24 protein-coding genes and 1 pseudogene are annotated in these 23,033 nt (G+C 59.6%); 21 read left to right on the top strand and 4 right to left on the bottom strand.

Features of this window, described 5'->3' with window-relative positions; translation table 11 throughout:
• Nucleotides 1–33 precede the first annotated feature (33 nt).
• From BCY88_RS30590 to BCY88_RS30650, 13 genes are all read left to right on the top strand, one after another.
• The gene (locus BCY88_RS30590; RefSeq protein WP_120347891.1) at nt 34–564 is read left to right on the top strand and encodes a gp53-like domain-containing protein; all 531 of its coding nucleotides are present in this window, start codon (nt 34–36) and stop codon (nt 562–564) included.
• A 2-nt stretch (nt 565–566) separates the two neighbouring features.
• Nucleotides 567–1,028 carry a tail fiber assembly protein gene (locus BCY88_RS30595; RefSeq protein ID WP_120347892.1) on the top strand — a complete coding sequence of 154 codons (462 nt, stop codon included), beginning with the start codon at nt 567–569 and terminating at the stop codon, nt 1,026–1,028.
• An 89-nt stretch (nt 1,029–1,117) separates the two neighbouring features.
• Nucleotides 1,118–2,287: a phage tail sheath subtilisin-like domain-containing protein gene (locus tag BCY88_RS30600; protein WP_120347893.1), complete on the top strand. Its 1,170-nt coding sequence runs from the start codon at nt 1,118–1,120 to the stop codon at nt 2,285–2,287.
• A 22-nt stretch (nt 2,288–2,309) separates the two neighbouring features.
• The gene (locus BCY88_RS30605; RefSeq protein WP_120347894.1) at nt 2,310–2,813 is read left to right on the top strand and encodes a phage major tail tube protein; all 504 of its coding nucleotides are present in this window, start codon (nt 2,310–2,312) and stop codon (nt 2,811–2,813) included.
• A 94-nt stretch (nt 2,814–2,907) separates the two neighbouring features.
• Nucleotides 2,908–3,255, top strand: a complete 348-nt coding sequence (locus BCY88_RS30610) for a phage tail assembly protein (RefSeq protein WP_120347895.1) — start codon at nt 2,908–2,910, stop codon at nt 3,253–3,255.
• A 96-nt stretch (nt 3,256–3,351) separates the two neighbouring features.
• Nucleotides 3,352–5,790 carry a phage tail tape measure protein gene (locus tag BCY88_RS30615; protein WP_120347896.1) on the top strand — a complete coding sequence of 813 codons (2,439 nt, stop codon included), beginning with the start codon at nt 3,352–3,354 and terminating at the stop codon, nt 5,788–5,790.
• Nucleotides 5,791–5,811: 21 nt separating this feature from the next.
• A complete protein-coding gene (locus tag BCY88_RS30620; protein WP_120347897.1) occupies nt 5,812–6,693 on the top strand; it encodes a phage tail protein in 882 nt (293 codons plus the stop codon).
• The gene (locus BCY88_RS30625; protein WP_120347915.1) at nt 6,668–6,874 is read left to right on the top strand and encodes a tail protein X; all 207 of its coding nucleotides are present in this window, start codon (nt 6,668–6,670) and stop codon (nt 6,872–6,874) included. Before BCY88_RS30620 ends, BCY88_RS30625 begins: the two co-directional genes overlap by 26 nt.
• Nucleotides 6,875–6,882: 8 nt before the next feature.
• Entirely contained in the window at nt 6,883–7,935 is a 1,053-nt protein-coding gene (locus BCY88_RS30630; protein WP_120347898.1) for a phage late control D family protein, read from the top strand.
• A gap of 94 nt (nt 7,936–8,029) precedes the next feature.
• A complete protein-coding gene (locus BCY88_RS30635) occupies nt 8,030–8,476 on the top strand; it encodes a hypothetical protein (RefSeq protein WP_120347899.1) in 447 nt (148 codons plus the stop codon).
• 11 nt (nt 8,477–8,487) lie between these two features.
• The gene (locus BCY88_RS30640) at nt 8,488–9,039 is read left to right on the top strand and encodes a glycoside hydrolase family 108 protein (RefSeq protein ID WP_120347900.1); all 552 of its coding nucleotides are present in this window, start codon (nt 8,488–8,490) and stop codon (nt 9,037–9,039) included.
• On the top strand, nt 9,036–9,677 hold the full coding sequence (locus tag BCY88_RS30645; RefSeq protein ID WP_259461561.1) for a hypothetical protein: 642 nt from the start codon (nt 9,036–9,038) through the stop codon (nt 9,675–9,677). Before BCY88_RS30640 ends, BCY88_RS30645 begins: the two co-directional genes overlap by 4 nt.
• Nucleotides 9,678–9,868: 191 nt before the next feature.
• Complete coding sequence (locus BCY88_RS30650) at nt 9,869–10,660, top strand: DNA adenine methylase (RefSeq protein ID WP_120347901.1); 792 nt, start codon at nt 9,869–9,871, stop codon at nt 10,658–10,660.
• A gap of 170 nt (nt 10,661–10,830) precedes the next feature.
• Here BCY88_RS30650 and BCY88_RS30655 read toward each other — a convergent pair whose 3' ends face one another.
• Nucleotides 10,831–11,529, bottom strand: a complete 699-nt coding sequence (locus BCY88_RS30655) for a winged helix-turn-helix domain-containing protein (RefSeq protein WP_120347902.1) — start codon at nt 11,527–11,529, stop codon at nt 10,831–10,833.
• 357 nt (nt 11,530–11,886) lie between these two features.
• Here BCY88_RS30655 and BCY88_RS39645 point away from each other — a divergent pair, with 357 nt between their 5' ends.
• On the top strand, nt 11,887–12,258 hold the full coding sequence (locus BCY88_RS39645; protein WP_147408574.1) for a Rap1a/Tai family immunity protein: 372 nt from the start codon (nt 11,887–11,889) through the stop codon (nt 12,256–12,258).
• A 175-nt stretch (nt 12,259–12,433) separates the two neighbouring features.
• Here the strand turns inward: BCY88_RS39645 and BCY88_RS30660 are convergent, their stop codons facing one another.
• From BCY88_RS30660 to BCY88_RS40130, 3 genes and pseudogenes are all read right to left on the bottom strand, one after another.
• On the bottom strand, nt 12,434–13,888 hold the full coding sequence (locus tag BCY88_RS30660; RefSeq protein ID WP_120347903.1) for a cytochrome-c peroxidase: 1,455 nt from the start codon (nt 13,886–13,888) through the stop codon (nt 12,434–12,436).
• Between the two features lie 182 nt (nt 13,889–14,070).
• The gene (locus BCY88_RS30665) at nt 14,071–15,810 is read right to left on the bottom strand and encodes a phospholipase C (protein WP_120347904.1); all 1,740 of its coding nucleotides are present in this window, start codon (nt 15,808–15,810) and stop codon (nt 14,071–14,073) included.
• A gap of 619 nt (nt 15,811–16,429) precedes the next feature.
• Nucleotides 16,430–16,654, bottom strand: a pseudogene (locus tag BCY88_RS40130) (helix-turn-helix domain-containing protein); the annotation flags it as partial.
• 586 nt (nt 16,655–17,240) lie between these two features.
• Here BCY88_RS40130 and chrA point away from each other — a divergent pair.
• The 7 genes from chrA to arsH all read left to right on the top strand — a co-directional run.
• On the top strand, nt 17,241–18,491 hold the full coding sequence (chrA, locus tag BCY88_RS30675; RefSeq protein ID WP_120347906.1) for a chromate efflux transporter: 1,251 nt from the start codon (nt 17,241–17,243) through the stop codon (nt 18,489–18,491).
• A 1,059-nt stretch (nt 18,492–19,550) separates the two neighbouring features.
• Nucleotides 19,551–19,883 carry an ArsR/SmtB family transcription factor gene (locus BCY88_RS30685; protein ID WP_120347908.1) on the top strand — a complete coding sequence of 111 codons (333 nt, stop codon included), beginning with the start codon at nt 19,551–19,553 and terminating at the stop codon, nt 19,881–19,883.
• Nucleotides 19,880–20,320, top strand: coding sequence for an ArsI/CadI family heavy metal resistance metalloenzyme (locus tag BCY88_RS30690; RefSeq protein ID WP_120347909.1), 441 nt, complete (start codon nt 19,880–19,882; stop codon nt 20,318–20,320). Before BCY88_RS30685 ends, BCY88_RS30690 begins: the two co-directional genes overlap by 4 nt.
• A gap of 27 nt (nt 20,321–20,347) precedes the next feature.
• On the top strand, nt 20,348–20,869 hold the full coding sequence (locus tag BCY88_RS30695; protein WP_120347910.1) for an arsenate reductase ArsC: 522 nt from the start codon (nt 20,348–20,350) through the stop codon (nt 20,867–20,869).
• Nucleotides 20,856–21,941 carry an ACR3 family arsenite efflux transporter gene (arsB, locus tag BCY88_RS30700; protein WP_120342740.1) on the top strand — a complete coding sequence of 362 codons (1,086 nt, stop codon included), beginning with the start codon at nt 20,856–20,858 and terminating at the stop codon, nt 21,939–21,941. Before BCY88_RS30695 ends, arsB begins: the two co-directional genes overlap by 14 nt.
• On the top strand, nt 21,938–22,360 hold the full coding sequence (arsC, locus tag BCY88_RS30705) for an arsenate reductase (glutaredoxin) (protein ID WP_120342741.1): 423 nt from the start codon (nt 21,938–21,940) through the stop codon (nt 22,358–22,360). Before arsB ends, arsC begins: the two co-directional genes overlap by 4 nt.
• Nucleotides 22,360–23,033 (top strand): arsenical resistance protein ArsH (gene arsH, locus BCY88_RS30710; protein WP_120342742.1); only part of this gene is annotated, 674 nt, incomplete at its 3' end. The genes arsC and arsH, both read left to right, overlap by 1 nt.

Consider the following 23,033-nt stretch of genomic DNA (forward strand, 5'->3'; position numbering starts at 1 on the left):
GCGAATAACGTAACTGAATGAGGCAACAGAACAATGTCACTCGCATCCAATCTTGCAGCACTCGCGCGCCTGCTGACGGCTGCCGCAAGCGGCATCGTCAACGGCACCACGCCGGCCGCCGGCGACAACACGAAGGCGCTCATTACGTCTGAATGGTTCAAGGCCGAGCAAGCCACAGAGACGGTGCAGGGCACCGCGAAGATCGCCACGCAGGCAATCACGAACGCTGGCATCGACGACACCATGACGGTGACGCCTAAGAAGCTGCGCGCGGGATTTGCGTTTTCCTTTGGGACTATCGGCTACTTCTGTTTTCCGTCGTGGCTGGGCGGCCTGATTATTCAATGGGGTTTCTACTCGCTCGCTGCTAACTCATACAGCGCAACCATCCCACTTCCCATTGCATTTCCTAACGCATACATGATGGGGGTGGCATGCGATTCAGGGCAGAGCACATACCCGTTCGGGATTACTGGTGCAAGCAAGGCGCAAATCAACGTTTATGTCACTACCGCCAAGGGCGCGAACGCGTCCGGGGCTAACTGGATCGCCATCGGATACTAATCATGGGTCAAAAATTCGCAGCCTACGACGAAAACCGGACTATCACCGGCTATTACGACGACGCACTAAGCCCGCCGCCGAAAGGCTTCCAGGTCGTCGCCATTACTGCCGCGCAACACAAGGCGATGCTTACTGGCGAGGCTTCCGGCAAGCGCACGGCCATTGATCTGAACGGTGTGCCGGTGTTGCTCGATCCGTTGCCGCTCACTGAGGCACAACTCGACGCGGCGAAGCGCATGGAGCGCGATGCGGCGTTGCGCTTTAGTGACTGGTATGCCGCTCGCCACCAGGACGAACTGATGATCGGCAAAGGCACCACGCTCACCGCCGACCAGCTCGACTCGCTGCTCAACTATCGCAAGGCATTGCGCGACCTGCCGCTAAACGACCGTTGGCCTGAAGTTGAGTTGCCGTCGCGGCCCGACTTCCTCGCCGCGCAGGACAGCACATCGCCTTCGCCTTAGCCGGTCGCGGAATTCTCCGTTCAACACTTTCCAGCCGCCCTCTGTTTTCCGGGGGCGGTTTTCTTTTTGTCATTTCCCTGGAGAGCTTCATGGGCGCAACATCGTTTTTCCACGGCGTGACGGTGTCGCTGGTCGACACCGGGCCGCGCACCATCACCGTGCCGAGTTCGTCGATCATCGGCATGGTCAATACCTACGCGCCAGGTGCGGACCTGGCCGCACCGAACGTGCCGGTGCAACTGACGAGCTATCGGGAGGCCGTCGCGGCGTTTGGCGAAACCAGTGCGATCGCTCAGTCCGCACGCACAATCTATGCGCAGAGCAAGGCAGTGATCGTCGCGACCGGTATCGCGGCCGGCGGCGAACCGGCAGCGCTCACCTCGGCGGTCATTGGCGGTGTCAGTGCCGGCGGTGCACGTACGGGTCTGCAGACGATGCTCGACGCAAAGTCGAAATACAACGTGCAGCCGCGTCTGCTGCTCGCTCCCGGTTTCTCGTCGAAACAGCCGGTCGCAACCGCAATGGATTCCCTCGCTGGCAAGCTGCGTGCGATCGGCATTATCGACGGGCCGAACACCGACGACGAGGCGGCGATCGCTTACGCGCAGAATTTTGGTAGCAAGCGGCTCTATATGGTGGATCCCGGCGCGACCATCTGGGATACGACCGCTAACGCGGACGTTGACGCGGCAGCGTCGTCGTTCGCGGCGGGCCTTTTCTGTCAGACCGACGCGAACATCGGTTTCTGGGCATCGCCATCGAACAAGGAAATCACCGATATCACGGGTACGAAGCGGCCGATCGAGTTTCTCGATGGCGACGAGACGTGCCGCGCGAACCTGCTCAATAACGCCAACATCGCGACGATCATTCGCGACGGCGGATATCGCCTCTGGGGTAACCGCACGCTGTCGAGCGATTCGAAATGGAAGTTCGTCACGCGCGTGCGCACGCTCGACATCGTGATGGACGCGGTGCTGGCGGGGCATAAATGGGCGGTCGACCGCGGCATCACGGCCACCTATGTGACGGATGTCACCGAAGGGCTGCAGGCGTTCATGCGCGATCTAAAAAACAAGGGTGCCCTGATCAACTTCGAGGTGTACGCCGATCCGGAGCTAAACACCGCGACGCAGCTCGAGGACGGCAAGGTGTACTGGAACATCCGCTTTACCGATGTGCCGCCGGCAGAAAACCCCAACTTCCGCTTTGAGGTCACCAACCAGTGGCTGACCGAAGTGCTCGATACCAACCCCTGATACAGATACCGAGAGGTGACGCGTGACTCCGGAAACACTTTATAACTTCAACGTGTATAGCGACGGCAAGGGCTTCGCCGGACGAGCCACGCAGTGCACGCTGCCAAAACTTAAGATCAAGACCGACGATCATCGCGCCGGCGGGATGGACGCGCCGGTCAAGATCGATCTCGGCATGGAAGCGCTCGAGGCCGCGTTCCAGATGTCGACGATGGAGCGCGATGTGCTGAGGTTCTTCGGCCTCGCCGACGCGACGGCATTCAACGGCGTGTTCCGCGGCGCATTCCGCGACATCAAGGGCGCGACCAAGGCCGTCGCCGCGACGTTTCGCGGGATGCTCTCAGAGGTCGACGGCGGCGACTGGAAACCGGGCGAGAAGGTCGACGCCAAATTCACCGTGTCGCTGACCTATTACAAGCTGGAGATCGACGGTGCTGTCGTGCACGAGATAGATGTGCTCGGCATGGTGCGCATTATCAACGGCGTTGACCAGCTCGCCGAGATCCGCAAGGCCATTGGTATGTAACAGCAGCATGTAAAAGCGGGTCGGGCGACAAGGTTACTTTTTGACATGAACGGCGGGCCATACGGTTCGCCGTTTCTATTTGGAGGCGGAACAGATGGACAGCAATGTGGATAGCAACGTGGCTAGCGATGCAACCGATCGTGTCGACAGCGTCACGATCCGCCTGAATTATCCGGCGACGTTCGACGGCGTGGTGCGCGACACCCTGACGTTGCGGCGCCCGAAAGTGCGTGACATGCGCGCTGCGCAGAAGATTGCCCCGGGCGACGAAGAAGGGCAGGAACTGGCAATCTTCGCGGCGCTCGCGGGCGTGTCGCCGAATGACCTGGAGGGCATGGATCTCGGTGATTATCACCGCGTCCAGGATGCCTACTTTCGCCTCACATCCGCTGGCAAGAATCAGCCAGAAAACGCTCAAGGCGCTGGCAAAGCGGCTGCTTAAGGAGCACGGCGTGCAACCCACCTCGATCGACGGGATGACGCTCGATGAGGTGATCTGGTGGCTGACGGATTAGCGGGAAAATGACAGGGGGATTTGATGGCAAGCGACATCGCACTCGGGATCGTGATCGGCGGCGCCGTGTCGGCGACATTCGGGCGCGCGATCACCGAAACCAGTTCGCGGATCGTCGGGCTGCGGAAGACCGCAAACGAGACGCGGCTATGGCAGCGCACGATCGGCGAGACAGTGAAGCTGCAGGACGAGTTTCGCCGCTTGCACGCGGCCGGCGACCGTGCGGCGGACGGTATCCGTCGAAAGATTGAATCGAACCTGCGCACGCTGCGCGAGAACGGCGTCGAGGTCGACAGACTCGACCGGGCGTATTCGCGCCTTGGCCGCACCGTGCGTGGCCTTGAGCTCAAGGCATCCGGGCAGGAGCGTATCGCCGCCGGCAGGGAGGGAGCACGCGGCGTGATTGGCGACGCGGTCAAATTCTCGGCAGCGGTTGCGGTGCCGGCGACGATCTCCGCGGACTATCAGGCAATCATCCGCGACATCGCGATCAAGGCAGGTATTGCGCGCTCGGCGCAGGAAGCGTCGATGGGCGAGCGTATCCGTCGTGACGCGCGCGATAACGGCATTGGCCGCAACGAGCTCGCCGACGCAGTCAACCAGATGGTCGCGGGCGGCATGGATGTGAGTCGCGCGCTCGACTTCGCGCCGCTTGCCGCGAAGTTCTCCATTGGTCAGGCGGCGACCACGGTCGAGACCGCGAGGATGATCCAGGCGCTGCAGCAGAACGCGAAGATCACCGACCCGAAGCAGATGGAGAAAGCGTTCGAAGCGATCGCGTTTCTCGGCAAGGAAGGATCGTTCGAATCGGCGGACATGGCCCGCTGGTTTCCAGTGCTGCTTGCCGAAATGCAGAAGATCGGCATCACCGGGCAGGACTCGGTCACGCAGCTCGGCGCGATGTTGCAGGTACAGATGAAGACGGCCGGCAATGCAGACGAAGCGGCCAACAACCTGAAAAACTGGTTTTCGAAGATCGGATCCAATGAAACCGCAAGCAACTACAAAAAGGCCGGCGTCGACTACGAAGCAAAAATGCATGAAGCGATTGGCAAGGGCTGGTCGACGCTCGAGGCTTCCTTCGTTCTGGCGCGCGCGTATATCGAGCGTACCGATCCGGCCAAGGCAAAGCAGCTTTCCGACGCCGCGAGGAGCATAAACGGCGAGTCCGACCCGGATAAGCGCCGCGCGCAGATCGCCGCGTTCGAAGACACGATGAAGACAGGTGACCTCTTCAACGACATGCAGGTGAAGGCTGCGCTCACCGCGTACCTGCAGAACGCTGACCTGTACCAGAAACTGAAGAAGGAGTCGTCGCAAGCGAGCGGCGAGATTGCAAAAGATCTCGCTGACCGGCGCGATGCATCGAAGCAGATCTGGAGTGAAGTCGGGCAGCAATGGAACGATGCGATGCGCAGCATCGGAGACGCGTTACGGCCTGTGACCGACGCTGTCGGGAACGCGACGAAGACGGCGGGCCAGGGGCTGGCGAAGATTACGGACGCCGCACCGAAAACGACGATGGCGGTCACTGGCATTGCGGCCAGCCTGATCGCGTATCGCGGCGCAAAGTCACTTTTCCAGATTGGTCGCGGCGCACTCGACATTGCGCGCGGTTCGATTCTCGTCGCGCGCGGCGGCGCAGGCGGTGCGAAGGGCACAGGTGCAGCCGGTCCCGTGGGGCGCGCAATCGAGGCGCTCGGTGGTGCCGCTGCATCGGCCGGCGTGCAGCGGGTTTTTGTCATCAACATGCCGGGCGGCGCTGGCGGGCTGGGTGGTGCTGCCGGCGCGGTCGCTGACGAACTGGCTGCGGCGGGTAAAGGCGGCCCAGCCGGAAACGCCGCAGGCAAAGGCGGGCGCTTTGCCCGTGTGTTCGGGGCAGCTCGCGGCGTACTCGGTCGTGTGATGCCGTATGCCGGCAAGCTTGCTCTCGCAGGCACCGTACTCAAGCTTGGGCTGGCGGCAAACAATGCATACGCCGTGGCGACGGGTGACGACACGCGGGCAGCGAAGGCGCAGGGATTTGCCGGGATCGCCGGCAGTCTTGCCGGCGGCATCCTGGGTGCGAAGGTTGGCGCCGTGATCGGTGCGTTCGGCGGGCCGGTGGGCGCTGCGGTTGGCGGTTTGGCGGGTGGAGCGCTGGGGACGTTCGCGGGTGAGAAGGCCTTCGGGGCGATTGCGAAGCTGGCGTTCTCACGCGATGACGCACAGCAACCCTCGGTGGCTGCAGCGCTCGCGAAGGCGAAGGCGCTCGAAAAACCGGCCGGCGCTGACAAACCAGTGGCGAAGATCGACCAGCAGAACAGCTTTGCACCAGTCTTTCACGTGACGTTCCAGGGCGAGCCGGGCAACGACGCGGCGGACCGCTTCCTTGCCAAGGTGTCGCCGCAGTTGCAGCGCCTGATGAAAGACGAACTGGCGAAGAACAACCGCTCGGCGATGTTCGATAGCCCTCACCTGTAGCACGCCACTTTGGGAGGCAATGTGGATTTCACAAGACAGATCACGCAGGCCGCGACGCAGGCGAGCATTGCGACCGAACGCGTGCGCAATATGAACCGCGTATATGAACGCAACCGGCCGGCGAGTGCGAACACGGTGGCAGTGCTGCAGAAGCTCGCTACCGGCAATCTGACGAGCGCCGCGGAATTGCTCTCCGGCGCCGGCAGCGCGTTGTCGGTCGCGGGCGATCTGGATCCAAAGGTCGGCACGGTAGTGCGCAGCTTCAACGCCGTGCAATCGTCGGTCAACAGTGTCCTCAAAATTGCGACGGCGTCGAATCACCCGCTGGTGAAGTCGGCGGCCGACTCGGTGAACACGGCGCTCAAGGATGTCCGTACGAAGTTCAATGCGTGGGCGGGCATCAAGGAGACGCCGTCGCCCGCATCGCTTGCAACTTCGACGGGCGCGGGGGCGATGCTATCGGGTCTGCTCGACGGTGCATCCGGTGCCACACCTCACCTGATGACGCTCACGTCCGACGCGGGCGACACGTTCCACTTCAACCTGTCGACCGCGGCGTTCGACAAGCTGCGGCGCACCACGAAGTACAAGGTCGCATCGCAGGAGCGGTTGAACCGCCAGGAGGCACTGCAGGCGGTCAGCCAGGGCGGCGAGACCATCACGCTGTCAGGCGTTGTGTTCGCCGCATACGGAGCCGGAGCGAAGCAGATCGACGCATTGCGTGCGATTGGCGGCCGCATGGTGCCCGTGCAGCTCACGACCGGCTACGGCGAAGTGCTTGGTCGCTGGTATCTGCAGGGCGTCGACGAAGAGCAGGAGGCGCTGATGTCGGACGGCGCACCGCGCAAACAGACCTTCAGCCTGGAGTTCGGCCGCTATGGCGAAGACTATAAGAACCTCTGACGGCGACGTGCTCGACGAGATCTGCTATGCGTTCTACGGGGCGCTCGCGGGCGTTGTCGAGGCGGTGTACGAGGCAAATCCGGGGCTGGCCGCACGCACGCAGCCGTTTGTCTCAGGAATCATCATCGCGCTGCCTGATCTCGACGTGCAGCGCGATGAACCGGTCCAGCTCTGGACATAGGAGGGGCGATGCAGGCTATTTTCCAGATCGTCGCGAACGGCGACGACATCACGCGCGTGATCCAGGATCGCGTGCTGCGGATCCGGACGGTGGACAAACCAGGGCTTGAGTCTGACGAGTGCGAGATCGAGCTCGACGATCGCGACGGCAGGATCCAGTTTCCGCCGAAGGGTGCCACGCTGAAGATCTCGCTCGGCTGGAGCGGCAGGGGTCTGTCGTTCCTGGGTGAGTACGCGGTCGACGAGATATCGCTGAAGGGGCCGCCCGCATCGGTTGTGATCCGCGGCAGGCCGGCGAATATGCGCGCCACGGCGAAGACGCACCGGTACGGTAGCTGGGAGAACGTGAAGCTTGCCGATGTCGTTGGTGACATTGCGCGGCGCAACAGGTGGACAGCCGCGTGTAGTGTCGATGCCCAGGTGCCGCGTGCCGACCAGTTTGGCGAGAGCGACCTGCACTTCATCACGCGTCTTGCGCGGCAGCATGGTGCAACGGCGACGGTGAAGGCCGGCAAGCTGATCGTGGTCGGCCGTGGCGCTGGCAGGAGCGCGGGTGGGAAGTCGCTGCCCACGATCATGCTGACGCCTGACTCGCTGCTCGATTACGAGATCACGTTTCCCGATCGCGCGAGCTTCGTCGCCGTGCGCACGAAAGTGCATGACACGAAGACCGGAAAGAAGATCGATCTCACGATTCCGAATCCTGATGCGCCACCCGGTGCATCCGCGGTGCACACCGAGCGGCATGCATTCGCGAGTCCCGAGGCGGCGAAAACGGCCGCACAGGCCCGCTTGCAGAAGCTCAATCACCACACCGCGAAAAGCACGATGACGATGACGGGCCGGGCCGATTTCGCGGCGGAGAAGACAGTCACGCTGAAGGGCTTCAAGAAAGACGCGGACGGGGATTTCCTGATCGAGTCTGTAACGAACACCTACGCGGGCCGTAGCTGGGAAACACAGGTCGAACTTAATGCCGGTAACAAGGGCAAGGCGAAGGTCGGACACGAGAAAAAGAAGGGCAGGAAGATCAACCTCGTGGTGCCAGCGCAGTCGCACTGACGCGATCGACAGAAGACAACAACTAGCACGACAACGAACCGCCCGCGCTCGCACAAGTTGAGTGGGGCGGTTTTTTTATTGAACGGACGGTCCGATGGGTGAACAGCACAACAACGATCTGGCGGTGCAGATCGCGCGTTTCGGCGAGCAGCTGCGCAGCGTCGCGGCAAGCCTTGAGGACATCAAGACATCGGTGCAGCCGGTCGCCGCGCTCGATCGTGCGATTGCGGAAATGGCGATTCACAACCAGAACGCACGCAAGGATATCGAGCTGCTGTGGGCGCGTGTGGCTGAGGGCAAGAAGGAGCGCGACGCGCTGGAGCAGCAGATCGGCGACGTCGACGACAGGGTCGCTGCGATGAAGAACACGGCGAGGGGCGCGATGTGGGTGCTCGGGATTGTGCTCGGTATCGTTCAGACCTTCCTGGTGGGCTCAATCGTGTGGGTGTTCACCCATATCAACGAAGGCGACATCCTCAACCGGTTACAGCAGCAGCGCCTCGAAGTGCTTGAACAGACCGTGACCAGGGGAACGAAATAAGGAACGAAGCAATGAAACTTGACGAAAAAATCGACGCGCTGATTGGCCGCGAGGGCGGGTACTCGAACAACGCGGCCGACTCCGGTGGCGAAACGATGTGGGGCATCACGGTCGCGGTCGCACGCGCATTCGGCTATGCCGACGCGATGCGCGACATGCCACGGTCGACGGCCGCGCAGATCTATCGCAGCCGCTACTGGTTGCAACCGAAGTTCGATCTGGTCGATGCGCTCTCACCCGCGCTCGCCGACAAGCTGTTCGACATCGGCGTGAACGCGGGGCAGGTGATGGGCGTGCGGTTCATGCAACGTGCGCTGAACGTGCTGAACCAGAACCAGCGCGCCTTTCCCGATATCAACGTCGACGGAGGCATCGGCGCCATGACGATCGCGGCGCTGAAGGCTTTCCTCGCTGCGCGCGGTGCGGACGGCCACCGGGTGCTGCTTGGCATGGTGACCGCGCAGCAGTCTGTCTATTACATCGAGTGTGCCGAAAAGCGCGTGGAGAACGAAACGTTCGAATATGGCTGGCAACTCAATCGTGCATTTGGGGTGAGCGCATGATGGACTTCCTGAAAACGGTGGCGCCGTGGCTTGTCACGGCCCTGACCGGCGGCGTACCCGGCATTGCTGCGATGGCTGCTTCGGCAATCGCTGGCAAGCTCGGTCTGTCCGATGGTTCGGTCGATGCTGTCAGATCGGCGCTGACCGGCCAGCAGATGACGCCCGAGCAACTGCTCGCGCTGAAGCAGGCTGACGATGACTTCGCGCTGAAGATGCGGCAGGCGGGTTTCACGCATGCGGAGAACATGGCCGGCATCCACGTGCAGGCCGACAGGGTAGCGGCCGATGATCGCGCGAGCGCACGAAACTTTGCGGTGGTGGAGCACGACCATACGGCGCGCAATCTCGCCTATATGTATACGACGGCACTCTTTGCCGTGATCGGACTGGAGTTCCTGCTCGCGGCGCAACAGATCACCGTGGACGACAGCGTGATGCGTGCGCTCGATACATTGTTCGGGATTCTGATTGCGATGGTGCTTGGCTCGAAGGAATATTTCTTCGGCTCATCCTCGCACGCTGACAGGCAGGCCGCTGCGATTACGCAGTTCGCGGTGTCGCCCGACACCATCGTCGCGCAGGCGACTTCGCCAGATCGCACATCAATGCCGCGGTCGCCGGCAGAAGGGCAAAGCTAGCATTAGCAAGTTACTTTGACCGCACCGCGTCGCTGTAGCGCGGCTGCGGAAAAGACAGGGCGACCGGGGTGATGTTCGAGCATTTCCCCCGGCCGCCTTTCCACTGAACCAGCCAGTGAATTAGCCAAAGCCCTGACACCTACCGGTAGGCGGGGCGAATTCTAACAAATTCCCAACAAGGCAATCCACATATGGCAACTCCAATCATTCCCTGGATCGGCGGAAAGCGCCGTCTGGCAGACCATCTCATCCCGCGCTTTCCTGCGCATGAGTGTTATGTCGAGGTGTTCGCGGGCGGGGCCGCGTTGTATTTCATGCGGCCGCCGGCGAAGGTCGAGGTTATCAACGACATCAACGGCGAACTGGTGAACCTGTACCGTGTCGTGCAGCACCACCTCGAAGAATTCGTGCGCCAGTTCAAATGGGCGCTCAGCAGTCGCCAGGTATTCAAGTGGCTGCAGGACACGATCCCGGAAACGCTCACCGATATCCAGCGGGCGGCCCGCTTCTACTATCTGCAGCAGAATTGTTTCGGCGGCAAGATCGAAGGGCAGTCGTTCGGCACGGCGACGACAACGCCACCGGGGCTGAACCTGCTTCGGCTCGAAGAGACGTTGTCGGCCGCGCACCTTCGTTTGTCCAACACGTTCGTCGAGCGGCTCGACTGGAAGTCGTGTATCGACAAGTATGATCGACCGCACACGTTGTTTTACCTGGATCCGCCGTATTGGGAAACAGAGGGTTATGGTGTGCCGTTTCCGTATTCCGAATACCTCGAGATGGCGGCCAGACTACGATCGCTGAAGGGGCGAGCGATTGTTAGCCTGAACGATCATCCGGACATTCGACGGGCATTTGCCGGTTTTCACATCGAAACCGTCGATATCAAGTACATCGTTGGCAGTGCCGACCGGGCCGCGGCCCGTAAGGAAGTGATCATCTTCAGTTGGGACGAGGCTCTGCAGCCGGCAGGCCTGTTCTGATTCTAAAAAGCCCACGCATGTGGGCTCTTTTCGGCTTGATCGTGGCAGGACACCACGGCGTTTTCCTAATTGTCCGCTTACCACCTATCAGACGATCCTCCGTTGCCCAACCTTAGCGTACGAAGACGTGCATCCCTTGATCCCGCTCCAACGCTATCTCAAAAGACGCTTTACCTCGATATTCGATATCCCACCCGTGGCACGGTCTCTATCGGGTACGAACATCGGGCTTGACGCAGTACTGCTCGTATTCTGCAAAGGTGCACATCTACTATGCGTGGCGTAACTGAGTCCTTTTCGCCCCAGACACTCTTCACGATAATTTCGCGCGACAGAACCTCGCCCGCGTGTTTTATCAGAAGGTGAAGCAATTTGAACTCGGTCGGACTGAGGTAAAGGTCAGTCCGCTTGTCAGAATCCAGCACGAAAACTCTGTGAGTGTTTGGGTCTAACGAGAGCTCCCCCAAAACAAGAAACGGCTCCGGTGTCGACGTGGGCCTCGGACGCAAAATTGCTTTAACCCGGGCGAAGAGCTCGACAGCAGAGAAGGGGGTTGTGACATAGTCGTCGGCGCCAGCCGTCAGGGTGTCGATGCAGTCGTCTTCGTCGCCAGCGGGAGCAATGACGATAACGGCAAGGTGCCGGGTGCGGACTGCTAATCGAAGCGCTTTCAGAAAAGAGCGATATCCAGGTTTGTTGTTTCCGCAGGCCAGTATCAACGCATCCGGTAACGGGTCACTTGCTAACATCGTTAGTCCCGCATCCAGATTGGACGCAAGTTCGGGGCGGAAACCGCAGCGAATGGCATTCGTCCACAGAACTTCTGCCGATTCAAGGTTCTTTTCAACAAGCACAATACGCCCACTCATTCTATTTTTCCTGCGGGGAATACATTCTCATTGTGACAATGTGGATGTGGGGCGACGTGCCTTCGTTTTCAGACACCGTACACACAGAAGGGTGCTATCTGGCCCTTCTGTGTGTATGTGTCTTTCGGTAGCCCTGCAACCAATATACGCATTCGCTTTTCTAGCCGAAACATCGTACCAGAGAGGCAATTTGCCGCTGAAGGGCAACGGTTTTTGTAGGAGAACGAGACGACATCCGAGTCGACGAAACCCGGCAGGCCGGGTTGGAATGCATTTCCAGCGGCGAATGTGTCAGCGTAACAATCGTCACATTGGTGGCACACAATAGTGCCCTCTTTCCTTTTGAATCGACATCAGATGAACAGATCATTGGCCGCCGTGGCACTCATCGCATTTTGCTCTCTCGTTCAAGCGAGTCCGGCGTCCGAGCCGAGCAATGGCTTTCTCACTGGAAAACTCTTTCGAGGAGGGAGTCAATCACTGCGTACTGCTTACGTGATTGGTGTGCTCGACGGCTTCTCCTATGCTCCTGCGTTTGGAGCGCCGGATACGAAAATCGGGAAGCTACAGCGCTGCGTCGGAGCAATGCACGCCGATGCACGACAGATCGGCACCATCGTAGATCAATACCTCGATGCACATCCCGACTCGTGGAATGAAAAGATGCAACCGATTGTCCTGCGCGCAATGCGGCAGGCCTGCGCGACTAGTGGGAACGCGGTCGACTGAAAATCAGTCTTCCAGATTGTTCCTCTTTCGCGCGGGGTACCGCGCCGCATACATGAACTATCCCCCAATCCCGCAATCCCACAATCGGTGACCGGGAGGCAACTGCCGTCCTCCCGTTGCACGACTTTGGCCAGTGCGCGTCGAGCGCATGAAGCGCTCGCCTTCAGCCCAGCAGTTACTTGGGAATGCTCTCGTAGCCGTCATTCAGCGTTTTCACAAACGCAATGATGTCGTCGATATCCTGATCCGTCATCGCAGGCTTGTCGCCAAACTTGCGATCGAATGGGGCGTCAGCAACGTCGATATTCGCACGGTATTGTTCAGGTAGATCGTCATACACGAGAACCTTGCCCGACGCGTCATGCGGGTAAATTTTCGCCGGGTTCGTGTTGCGAAGGTTGTAGAAGTCCATAACCTGTTTAAGGTTGTGATAGACGCCGTTGTGGAAGAACGTGCCGCGCGTTGCCGAGTTGCGCAGGGTCGGCGTCAGGAACATGCCGCAGTATTGCGTATCTTTTGGCATATCGGTCCGGAACGGCCCGCACACGCCCATATCGAAGAACTTGGGATCCTTGTTCTGCGCAAGTTCGTGATTCCGCGGAACGCCGAGGGCCTCATACTGCGTATCCGTGAATAGCGGCGGCAGTCCGTCGGAACTCGGTTGGCTCAGGTGGCAACCGGCGCAATTCGCTTTGTCCTTGTCGTTGAATAGACGCAGCCCTCGCAGTTCGGCCTGGGTAAGACGCGCATGTCCTTCGAGCCATGCGTCGTACTTGCTTGTGAAGGGGTGAAACGCAGGGTCTTCGAACTGGTAGCGGCCAATCGCAAACATGGCTTCCGACACTAGCAGGTTAGGGTCGTTGACGACGCGCGGACCAAATAACTGCTTCATCGTACCGATGTACTTCGAGTGCATCAGCTTGTCGGCGACCGCCTGCATGTTCGGGTTCGCCATCTCCACCGGGTTCGTCAGCGGTCCAATCGCCTGATCCTGAAGCGTGCTCGCGCGGCCATCCCAGAAGAACCCGCCTTGCGGCACCATTGCGGGCGCGGCGGGGGCAACACCCGCGTTTTTCTGGGCGCGTTGTACACCTTGAGCGGCAGACGCAAGCACATCAAGACTGACCGGTGCAGCGTCGGTATCGCCCTGATCGGGGCCGATACTGAACGGCGCCTGGCGGTACAGATAAGCGATTGACGGCGACGGCCGATAGCCGGCGTCCGTCATGTGGGGGCCGCCCAGTTGCACCGAAAGATCGTTGGGTGGTCCGAAAGCATGTTCGGCGCTGTGACACGACGCGCACGACTGCTTGCCCGACGCCGACAGTGAAGGATCATTGAACATGTCCCTGCCCAATAGCGCCGCTGCGCTAAGCGGCGCGACCGGGGGCCGCAGGAGCGTGATCGGGTGAGCGTTCGCGCCCGTTAAATCCTGGATCTTTTCGCCGATCGCCGTGGGCATACGTTCGGGGTAGATCAGCGCGTAGCCAGTTACGACAACGCATGCCAGCACGATACTCAGCAGTACCCACAGGATCCGGTGGCGCAGCGTGCGCTTCGCAGCGTCGGGCGATGGGTCGTGTCCGGTGGGAAGTTGCGAAGGTAAGGTGGCATTCGAAGGAAGATTCATGGCGATAGCTGTAGCAAATCTGAACTGCAAATAAGCAAGTCGAGCCACCGTACCGGCTGGCTCGACGCCTTTACTGACTGTCTGTTATCAACGGTCCGTTCACTGAACGTCATGCCTCAGGATTGACCAGTACTTCCCTGCGGCATGACGGACAGTCAAATCGGAAACGTCAGTCTGACTACCTAGTTCGTCGCCGGTGCAGAGGAAAGCTTGGTACCAGCATTCGAGTCGAGATAAACCACCGGCGTGCTGCCGCCATTCGTGAAGTCGAACAGCGAATTGATGCTGCCCGTCGTCGCGTCGTGCGATGCGCCACCGAGACGCGTGCCGCCAAGCCAGTTGTCTTCGATGAACTTGACAACGGATGCCTGGGTGATCAGCGTATGGTCGATGTAGTTGGTACGTGCATACGGCGAGATCACGATTAGCGGCACACGCGTGCCCGGACCGCAACGACCGTTCACTGCAGCGCCCGTCACACCAACGCCTTGAGTTGCGCCCGTTGCGTTACACGTACCTGCGCCGTTCAACTGGTCGGCGGTAGCGTCGAACGACGAAGTCGTCGGCGTCGCATAAGCATGGTCGTACCAACCGTCCGAATCGTCGTACGTGATGATGACGGCAGTGTTCTTCCAATCCGGCTGTTGCTCGAGGAAGTTGACGACCTTCGTGTAGAACGCCTGCTCGTCAATCGGATCCGAATTACCCGGGTGGCCATCGCCGACTGCCGGCGCTTTCAGATAGCTGACCGACGGGAAGTTACCCGACGAGACGGCAGCGAAAAAGTCATTGACGTCATATTGATGGTGCACCGGCGTAGCCGTCGAATCGAGCGGATCCGTCTGGCCGATGAGTGCAGTCGAGGTCGGGCGGGTGTGCGCCAGGTTAGCCGTTGTTTGATAGTACGCGAACCAGTTGTGGTGGGGCACATAGTCCGTCTTTGTTGCTCCGAGGACGGGCGAATACGAACTGCGTTTGCATCCCGTGGTGCCATTCGGGTTTGTGGCGGTCAGATTGAAACCACCCATGAAGCCGCCCCACGTAATGTTCTTCGCATTGAGCAGGTCACCGATGTTCTTGTTGGCCGTGGTCATCGACACATTGTCGGTAGTGGACGTCGAAGAGCACACGTCGCCCGTCGGGTCGGAGTCACCATTGACCGTGAAGCCTCCCGCGCCATCGGCGATGACGTTGTCGCCTTGCGCCGCGCCGTTCGCGGGAACGCCACCGTTCGTTTGTCCCGAGATGACTTCAAGTGCGCCTGGCGTCGACGGACCGTAAGTGTCCGTGTACATGTTGTCGCTCATTGCGAAGTTCTGGGCGTAGTTCCAGAGCGCCGTGACCGTATTGCCGTCGAAGTAACCCATCACGAGACCCGGCGTACCGAATGTCGAACCGCTACTTGCACCGTTATTCCCCGTGTACTTGGGAAACAGGTCAGCCGCGCCGTTGTCGTAGGCAAGCTGTTCCTTCGCGTAGTCGTGCGACTGGCCGTTCGTGTTGGCCTGGCTCCGGTCCAGCCGGAACGGGTTGATACCGCTGCCTGCGGAAGCCGCGTTGTTGGCCGTGTTCAGGAAGTTCGGGTTGCTCGTCAGAAGTGATTTCTGATTCAGATTGTTGATCTGGGTCGGCGTATTTGCCGCCGCCGTGAATGCGGGTTCACCAACCGGGTTCTGCGCATTCGGGTAGGTGCCGAAGTAGTGATCGAAGGAACGGTTTTCACCGAAGATCACGACCAGGTGTTTGATCGGTGTTGCGGTGGCCAGCGAATCCTGCGCCGATACGGCAGCCGTCGGCGCAGAGGCGGCGGAGCTAGGGGCAGAGGCGGCGGCAGGAGAGCTGACGTTATTACTGCTCCCGCATGCGGTCAGCACAAACAGTGCTGCGGCAAACGGAATCGGCAAAAGGGTTCTGCGAAACATTAGGGGGCTCCACATTCGCTATCCAGCCCTTCCGTCTGGAAGTGCGGATGGTGCTGGCGTTTGTTGTTAGAAAGGCGACGGACCAACTATTGGATGAAGCTGGCGAATTGGACCACTAAAGAATGAAAGTTTTCGGGCAACATTCTGACTGTCGCCTTTCAGTGGCGCAGATGTTCTGCTCCAAGCGGTGATCAGGTTAAAAAACGTGCTGGCTCAAAACGCGGGCAGTTTTCCCACGTGAGGAGCGCCAGATCGACCAGTCCCCGCGATTTCGGCATGCGTCCGTTCGCTGGATATCTTCTTCGAGTTGGCGCTGCGGTACATCGATCTTGCAATTTCCTTTCTTTTGGAAGGTATTTGCAAGTTCGGGTTTCGCTATCTTCGTAGTCCCAATCTGCTTCGACTCAAAAATCACCGAACTGATATTTGCTTCGTATATGCCCCGTGACGATGATCAGTGTCCGGGCAAAGTGACTTTGAGCGGTTCAGTTCGACCCGCATCGACCCGTCGCCCGTGCGATGCAAACGTCCGCGCCAGGATGGTTAAGCTGCCTGTAAGTTTCGGCAAGATGCATTTCCACAGCTCGACCCTAAGGCCAACGAACGAATATGCCTCTGGTCAAAGGTCGAGTTGATCCGCTGTGATTCCGAGCGCGGCCGCAATCTTTTCGCGCGAAGACTCGCGCAGCCGTTCTTTTCGTTCGTGCTGCGCGTAGGCTGGCTGACTGATGCCCAGGCGAGCCGCGACTTCTATCTGTTTCAGGCCAAGGTGCTCACGCCATGCTCTAGATGGCGTCGCACCGTTCGCGATTGCGCTCACGACTTCGTGCGGAATCGGTCCACGTTCGGCGCTGGGCTCGGCGACGTCGTCGGTGCGCAGATTCTGGCCGACGCGAGCAAGTCCGCGCCATGTGTAGTCTTGCCTGCTACAAACCTGGTCATCTTCACGCCACGTCGCCCCATCCCAAAAGCGCAATTTGGATAACGAGCCGATCAACCAGTGAGTCTCGTAAAAGCCGATCCGCACAGGCTTGGTCGTGGAAGCGAACCAGCCTGTTTTATAAATGGTTTGGTTATTGCTCATCCGCCGACCCTCTACAAAACGACGAATACAACTTTACACGCACACTTCTGACGCGCCGAGCTTGTCGCACCATGCCAGTCGGGACGGTTCGCCATCTATGCCGCGGATTTTGATACGGTGCCAAACCTGACCGGCTTCCCATCGGAGAACTGCTGCGCTGGCGCGGCGTGCACGATGAACGATGTTCCCGGGTCTGTGCGGCCCGGAACGTTACGGCGCACTGAGCACTATCGTGAGCGCAAAGAAACGAGCCGGGAAATCGCTGCGACACTGGCGCAGCAATCAGATGTGAAACAATGCGCGCCAACGGTACCGCTAGCGATTCTCAATGAAAGCATGATTACTCATGACACGTGAACAAACGAAAACCGCAGTCGTCTCACCGCCTTTGGCTCAACCCGGCACAGCTGCGGAGGTTCTCGCGGTATTTCTCAAACTAGGGCTAACGAGCTTCGGTGGGCCCATTGCCCACCTGGGGTACTTTCGTAAGGAGTTCGTCGAGCGGCGCCGCTGGCTCGATGATGAAACCTTCACCGATCTCGTCGGGCTTTGTCAGTTCTTGCCAGGACCAGCGAGCAGCCAGGCAGGATTCTCGATTGGTATCTTGCGCGCAGGATGGCTTGGCGGACTCGCGGCCTGGTGTGGATTCACGCTGCCATCAGTCTTACTGTTACTCGGTTTTGCGGCGCTTGCCCCAAGTCTTAGCGGCCCTGTCGGTGTCGGCCTGATTCACGGGTTGAAGCTTGTCGCTGTCGCCGTCGTAGCTCAAGCGGTTTGGGATATGGCGCGGCGTCTGTGTCCAGATCGGCGCCGCGCTGCCATCGCGCTTGTCGCTGTCTCGCTACTCAGCATGCTGACGACCATCTATGCGCAGCTTATCGTTATCGCACTCGGCGCGGTGCTTGGACTGGCGCTATGCAGGAACGCAAGGTCGCCAGACGCCAATCGCCTCCAGCAGCACACTCACGAGGTCTACGTTTCCCGCACGGCAGGTGCCGCCGCGCTGATCCTCTTTTTTGTCCTGTTGCTCGGACTTCCGGCAGTAGCTGGACTGCACACGGGGCAGGCGGTCAAGGTCTTCGAGGCGTTCTACCGCTCTGGTGCTCTGGTGTTTGGTGGTGGTCACGTCGTGCTCCCGCTCCTGCAACAGCAGACAGTAGTGACTGGCTGGGTCTCGCCGAACGATTTTCTTGCAGGCTACGGTGCGGCCCAGGCAGTGCCAGGCCCCCTGTTCACGTTCGCCGCGTTCCTCGGCTGGATCATGGCTGACGCGCCGAATCATTGGACCGGTGCATTGCTCGCTACTGCGGGCATTTTCCTCCCTGGTCTGCTGCTCGTACTCGCGGCGCTACCCTACTGGCAAGCACTGCGGGCTCGTCCATCGATGGCTGCACTGCTTGCCGGGGTGAATGCTGCGGTCGTTGGACTGCTGGCCACCGCGCTGTACTCGCCTGTGTGGACCAGCGCGGTTCTTTCGGAGGTGGACTTTGCGATTGCAGCCGTCAGTTTTTTTCTGCTGACCCGCTGGAAGATTCCGCCGCTCGCCGTCGTTGTGCTTTGTGCGCTGGCCGGCATCGTTGAGGCGATCTTGCGCTGAGTCGATGATTCTTAGGGACGGGCGCAAGTGTCCGGATCACGAACGCAAACCCGGAAGAAGGCCGCAACCAGCGTGGTACCGCGCGGCCGTCAAACTGACCTCGTGATCGCATTCGGCTAGAGCCGCCGGTCCAGACATCCATAGTCCTGACAGGCAATCTACCGACGTTTGTGGCGGAGTTCGCGTCCAGCGTAGACGGCCGAAAACAGACCAATGAGTACGGCTGCTACGGCCAACGATTCATCTTGCCGTCCGGGAGGCTCTGACGACGTCGCATGGAACCAGAGGCCTATTCCGATTGCCGTCATGAACATGCCAAAGATAAGCCCCCACACTGGCCCCGCCGTATCGGGGCGTCCTAATCTGTGAGACATTTTCATCGTTGTACTCCCCGTCCCGCATCGACATTTCTATTGCCGCACTTGCGAGTTCCGCATTGGTGCGGTCTGAGAAAAGCTTACGCGGTCAAAAGGTCGTCATCAATAAGCTAAATTACCACTGAGGCCATTTAGAGTTTTGCGATCGAACGGACAGACGCCAATGCAAGGGCAACCGCGCCCCTACGGGAGAGGTGGGGTACGTTGCGATCGTGGGGATCTGCAAGGCTGGAGCCGCAGTAGCCGTTTTCTCCCCCCTGCGTTTTGGCGAATCACACGGTAAGCCGTTTTTCAGTGAAGCGGATGCGCTCATGGGCGGTTATAGCGCGGCACAGCGGATCGTCGATGATCTGCTTCATTCGTAGTCAACCGATCAGCGGACAAAACGAATCGGAGCCTCGGGTGTTTGGATCAAATGTCTGCTCAACGTCGAATGACTGAAGTGAACCTATGATCTGCCCTTTTTGCTACGCCGCGCGACTATCGGTTCATGGCCGATCAGTGGCTTATGCATTCGCGTGCGTGCCGTCCTTTCGCAAAACAACGAGCCCCTCTGTTCGACCCATAACTGCCTGTCGCAGTTGCTAGATCCGTGTCTCAGCGCACTCAGGATCAGCGGCATGCAGTCGCTACGTTTCAATAATACTTGAAATGTCAAAATGAATGGTCTATCGTTCAGTGCATGGACTCAAACCTTGTTGTACGCGCCTTGAGCGCGCTTGCCCATGAATCGCGCCTTGCGATCTTTCGCCTGCTGGTCGTCGCAGGCCCCGTCGGCATGGCCGCCGGTGAAATCGCGCAGCAGTTGGGGCTATCTCCTTCAAGCCTGTCGTTCCACCTGAAGGACCTGTCACATGCTGATCTGGTGAAGCCGCAACAGCAGGGGCGTTTCATCATTTACACGGCGAATTTCGATGCCATGACGGGTCTGATCGGTTTTCTGACGGAGAACTGCTGCGCGGGCGCGAGTTGTACCGCGAGCGATCTCCCCAATTGCTGCGGAGACACACCATGAAGCGTATGCACATCCATATCGCGGTCGAGAACCTGGGCGACAGCATTCGGTTTTACCGTGCCATGTTCGGCGACGCAGAGCCCACGGTCCAGAAAAGTGATTACTGCAAGTGGGAGTTGACCAATCCGGCCGTCAACTTCGCAATTTCACAGCGTGGAGCGAAGCCGGGTGTTGACCACCTTGGCATTCAGGTAGAAACCGACGTGGAGCTGGCCGAGATGAATGCACGCTTCGCCGCCGCGGAACTGCCAGTCCAGCCACAGACGGGCACAACCTGCTGCTATGCGCGATCGGATAAAGCATGGACGACGGATCCTCAGGGTGTCGCGTGGGAAACGTTTCGAACACTTGAAGCCGCGCCGGTCTACGGTCATTCGCGCGACCAATCGCAAACACATCAGCAGTCGTCGGCCGCTTGCTGCATACCGGCTAAGTAACCCTATCGTGACCTTCAGGAGCCGCCTGTGAGCGACAAACCTTACTCGATTCTCATTCTCTGCACGGGCAACAGTTCGCGCAGCATCATGGCCGAAGCGTTGTTCAACGTGTTGGGGAAAGGCCGGTTTCAGGCATATAGCGCGGGCAGTCACCCATCCGGGGCGGTGAACCCGTTCGCCATTGAACGCTGTGAAACATTGGGTTACGACACAGCAGGGTTGCGCAGCAAGAGCTGGGACGAGTTTGCGACGCCTGACGCTCCACACATGGATTTCGTCATCACGGTGTGCGACCAGGCAGCGGGCGAAGTCTGTCCGATCTGGCCAGGCCATCCGATGACGGCACATTGGGGTTTCGAGGATCCGGCGGCTTTTGAAGGCAGCGACGACGACAAACGAAAGGTTTTCAGCAAGGTCTATCGGCAAATCATGAGCCGCGTGAGCCAGTTCGTGAATCTGCCATTGCATGTGCTGGACCGCAATGCGATCCAGCGCGAAATGCGCGCGATCGGTGAGAAGCCGGCAGAGGAATCAAATGAGCAGCACTGACGCAGCGATTGTCGACGCACGGCCGGCAATCGGATTTTTCGAGCGTTACCTGACGGTCTGGGTTGCGCTCTGCATCGTGGGCGGCATCCTGGTCGGGCAGGTATTTCCCCAGCTCTTCCAGGCAATTGGCCGCATGGAAGTGGCTCAGGTGAATCTTCCGGTCGGCGTGCTGATCTGGGTGATGATCATCCCGATGCTGGTCAAGATAGATTTTTCCGCGATGACCCAGGTTAAGAGCCAATGGCGCGGCATTGGCGTCACGCTATTCGTGAACTGGTTCGTCAAGCCATTCTCGATGGCATTGCTCGGCTGGATTTTCATCCGCCATGTGTTCGCGCCGTGGCTTCCCACCGGCCAGCTCGACAGCTATATCGCCGGCTTGATCCTGCTGGCCGCAGCCCCCTGCACGGCGATGGTGTTCGTGTGGTCGCAACTCTGCAAAGGCGATCCGTACTTCACGTTATCGCAAGTGGCGCTCAACGACTCCATCATGATCGTTGCCTTTGCACCGCTCGTCGCGCTGCTGCTCGGCCTGTCGGCGATTACGGTGCCGTGGGATACGTTGATCATTTCAGTTGTCCTGTACATCGTCATCCCCGTCATCCTCGCCCAGTTGTTGCGACGACATCTGCTGACCAGAGGCGAAACGTATTTCCGACAAGCGGTCGCGCACCTTGGTCCGTATTCGATCAGCGCATTGCTCGCGACACTGGTGCTGCTGTTTGCGTTTCAGGGGCAGGCGATCGTCAAGGAACCGCTGGTTATCGCCATGCTCGCGGTGCCGATCCTGATACAGGTGTTTTTCAATTCTGGCCTCGCGTACCTCCTGAATCGGCGTCTCGGCGTCGCGCACTGTGTTGCCGGCCCTTCCAGTCTGATCGGCGCCAGTAACTTCTTTGAGCTGGCGGTCGCCACGGCAATCAGTCTGTTCGGCTTCCATTCCGGAGCAGCCCTGGCAACGGTGGTAGGCGTGCTGATCGAAGTGCCGGTCATGCTGTTCGTCGTTGGCATGGTCAACCGTTCCCAGCACTGGTACGAAGCGAATCACAGCACCAAGGGACAACCGTTATGAACGTCACGATCTATCACAACCCCGATTGCGGCACGTCGCGCAACACGCTGGCCATGATCCGCAATGCCGGGATTGAGCCGGAAGTCATCGAGTATCTGAAGAACCCGCCTGATCGCGCTACGCTGAAGAGTCTGATCGAACGCGCGGGCCTCACCGTGCGCGCCACGCTGCGCGAAAAGGGCACGCCGTATGCCGAACTCGGCCTCGCGGAAACATCTTTAAGCGATGAGCAGTTGCTCGACGCGATGATGGAACATCCGATCCTGATTAACCGCCCGTTTGTCGCCACACCGCTTGGTGTGCGCCTGTGCCGGCCCTCGGAGCTGGTGCTCGACATCCTGCCTGCTGCACAGAAAGGCTCATTCACGAAAGAAGATGGCGAGCAGGTGGTCGATAGCGAAGGAAAAAGGCTTCTCTAATGACGCAAAACATTCCGAACATCAGCGCCCCGCATCTGGACACCCCTGATCTGCAGAAGCTGGACGCACGCGCGGCTTCGCAACACGCTCCGAGAATCCTGTTGCTGTTCGGCTCGTTGCGTGCGACCTCATACAGCCGGCTTCTCTCGCTCGAAGCCGAACGCATCTTGCGTCACTTCGGTGCGGAAACACGGGTCTTCGATCCGCACGGCCTGCCGCTGGTGGACAGCGTGCCGGCCGATCATCCGAAGGTGGTCGAACTGCGCAAGCTCTCGGAATGGTCGGAGGGGCACGTATGGTGCAGCCCGGAACGTCACGGAACCCTGACGGCGGTCTTCAAGAACCAGATCGACTGGCTGCCGCTTGAAAGCGGCGGCGTCCGCCCCACGCAAGGCCGCACGCTTGCGGTGATGCAGGTGTGCGGCGGTTCGCAATCGTTCAACGCCGTGAACGCACTGCGCATTCTCGGCCGGTGGATGCGTATGGTGACGATCCCCAATCAGTCATCAGTGGCAAAGGCCTGGCGGGAGTTCGACGCGAACGGCCGGATGAAACCCTCGGCATATTACGACCGCGTCGTCGACGTGATGGAAGAACTGTACAAGTTCACGCTGCTTGTGCGTGACCGCTCGGACTACCTGACCGATCGCTACAGTGAACGGAAAGAAGCGCA

This window comes from Paraburkholderia fungorum (assembly GCF_003610895.1).
GTDB classification, from domain to species: Bacteria; Pseudomonadota; Gammaproteobacteria; order Burkholderiales; family Burkholderiaceae; genus Paraburkholderia; species Paraburkholderia fungorum_B.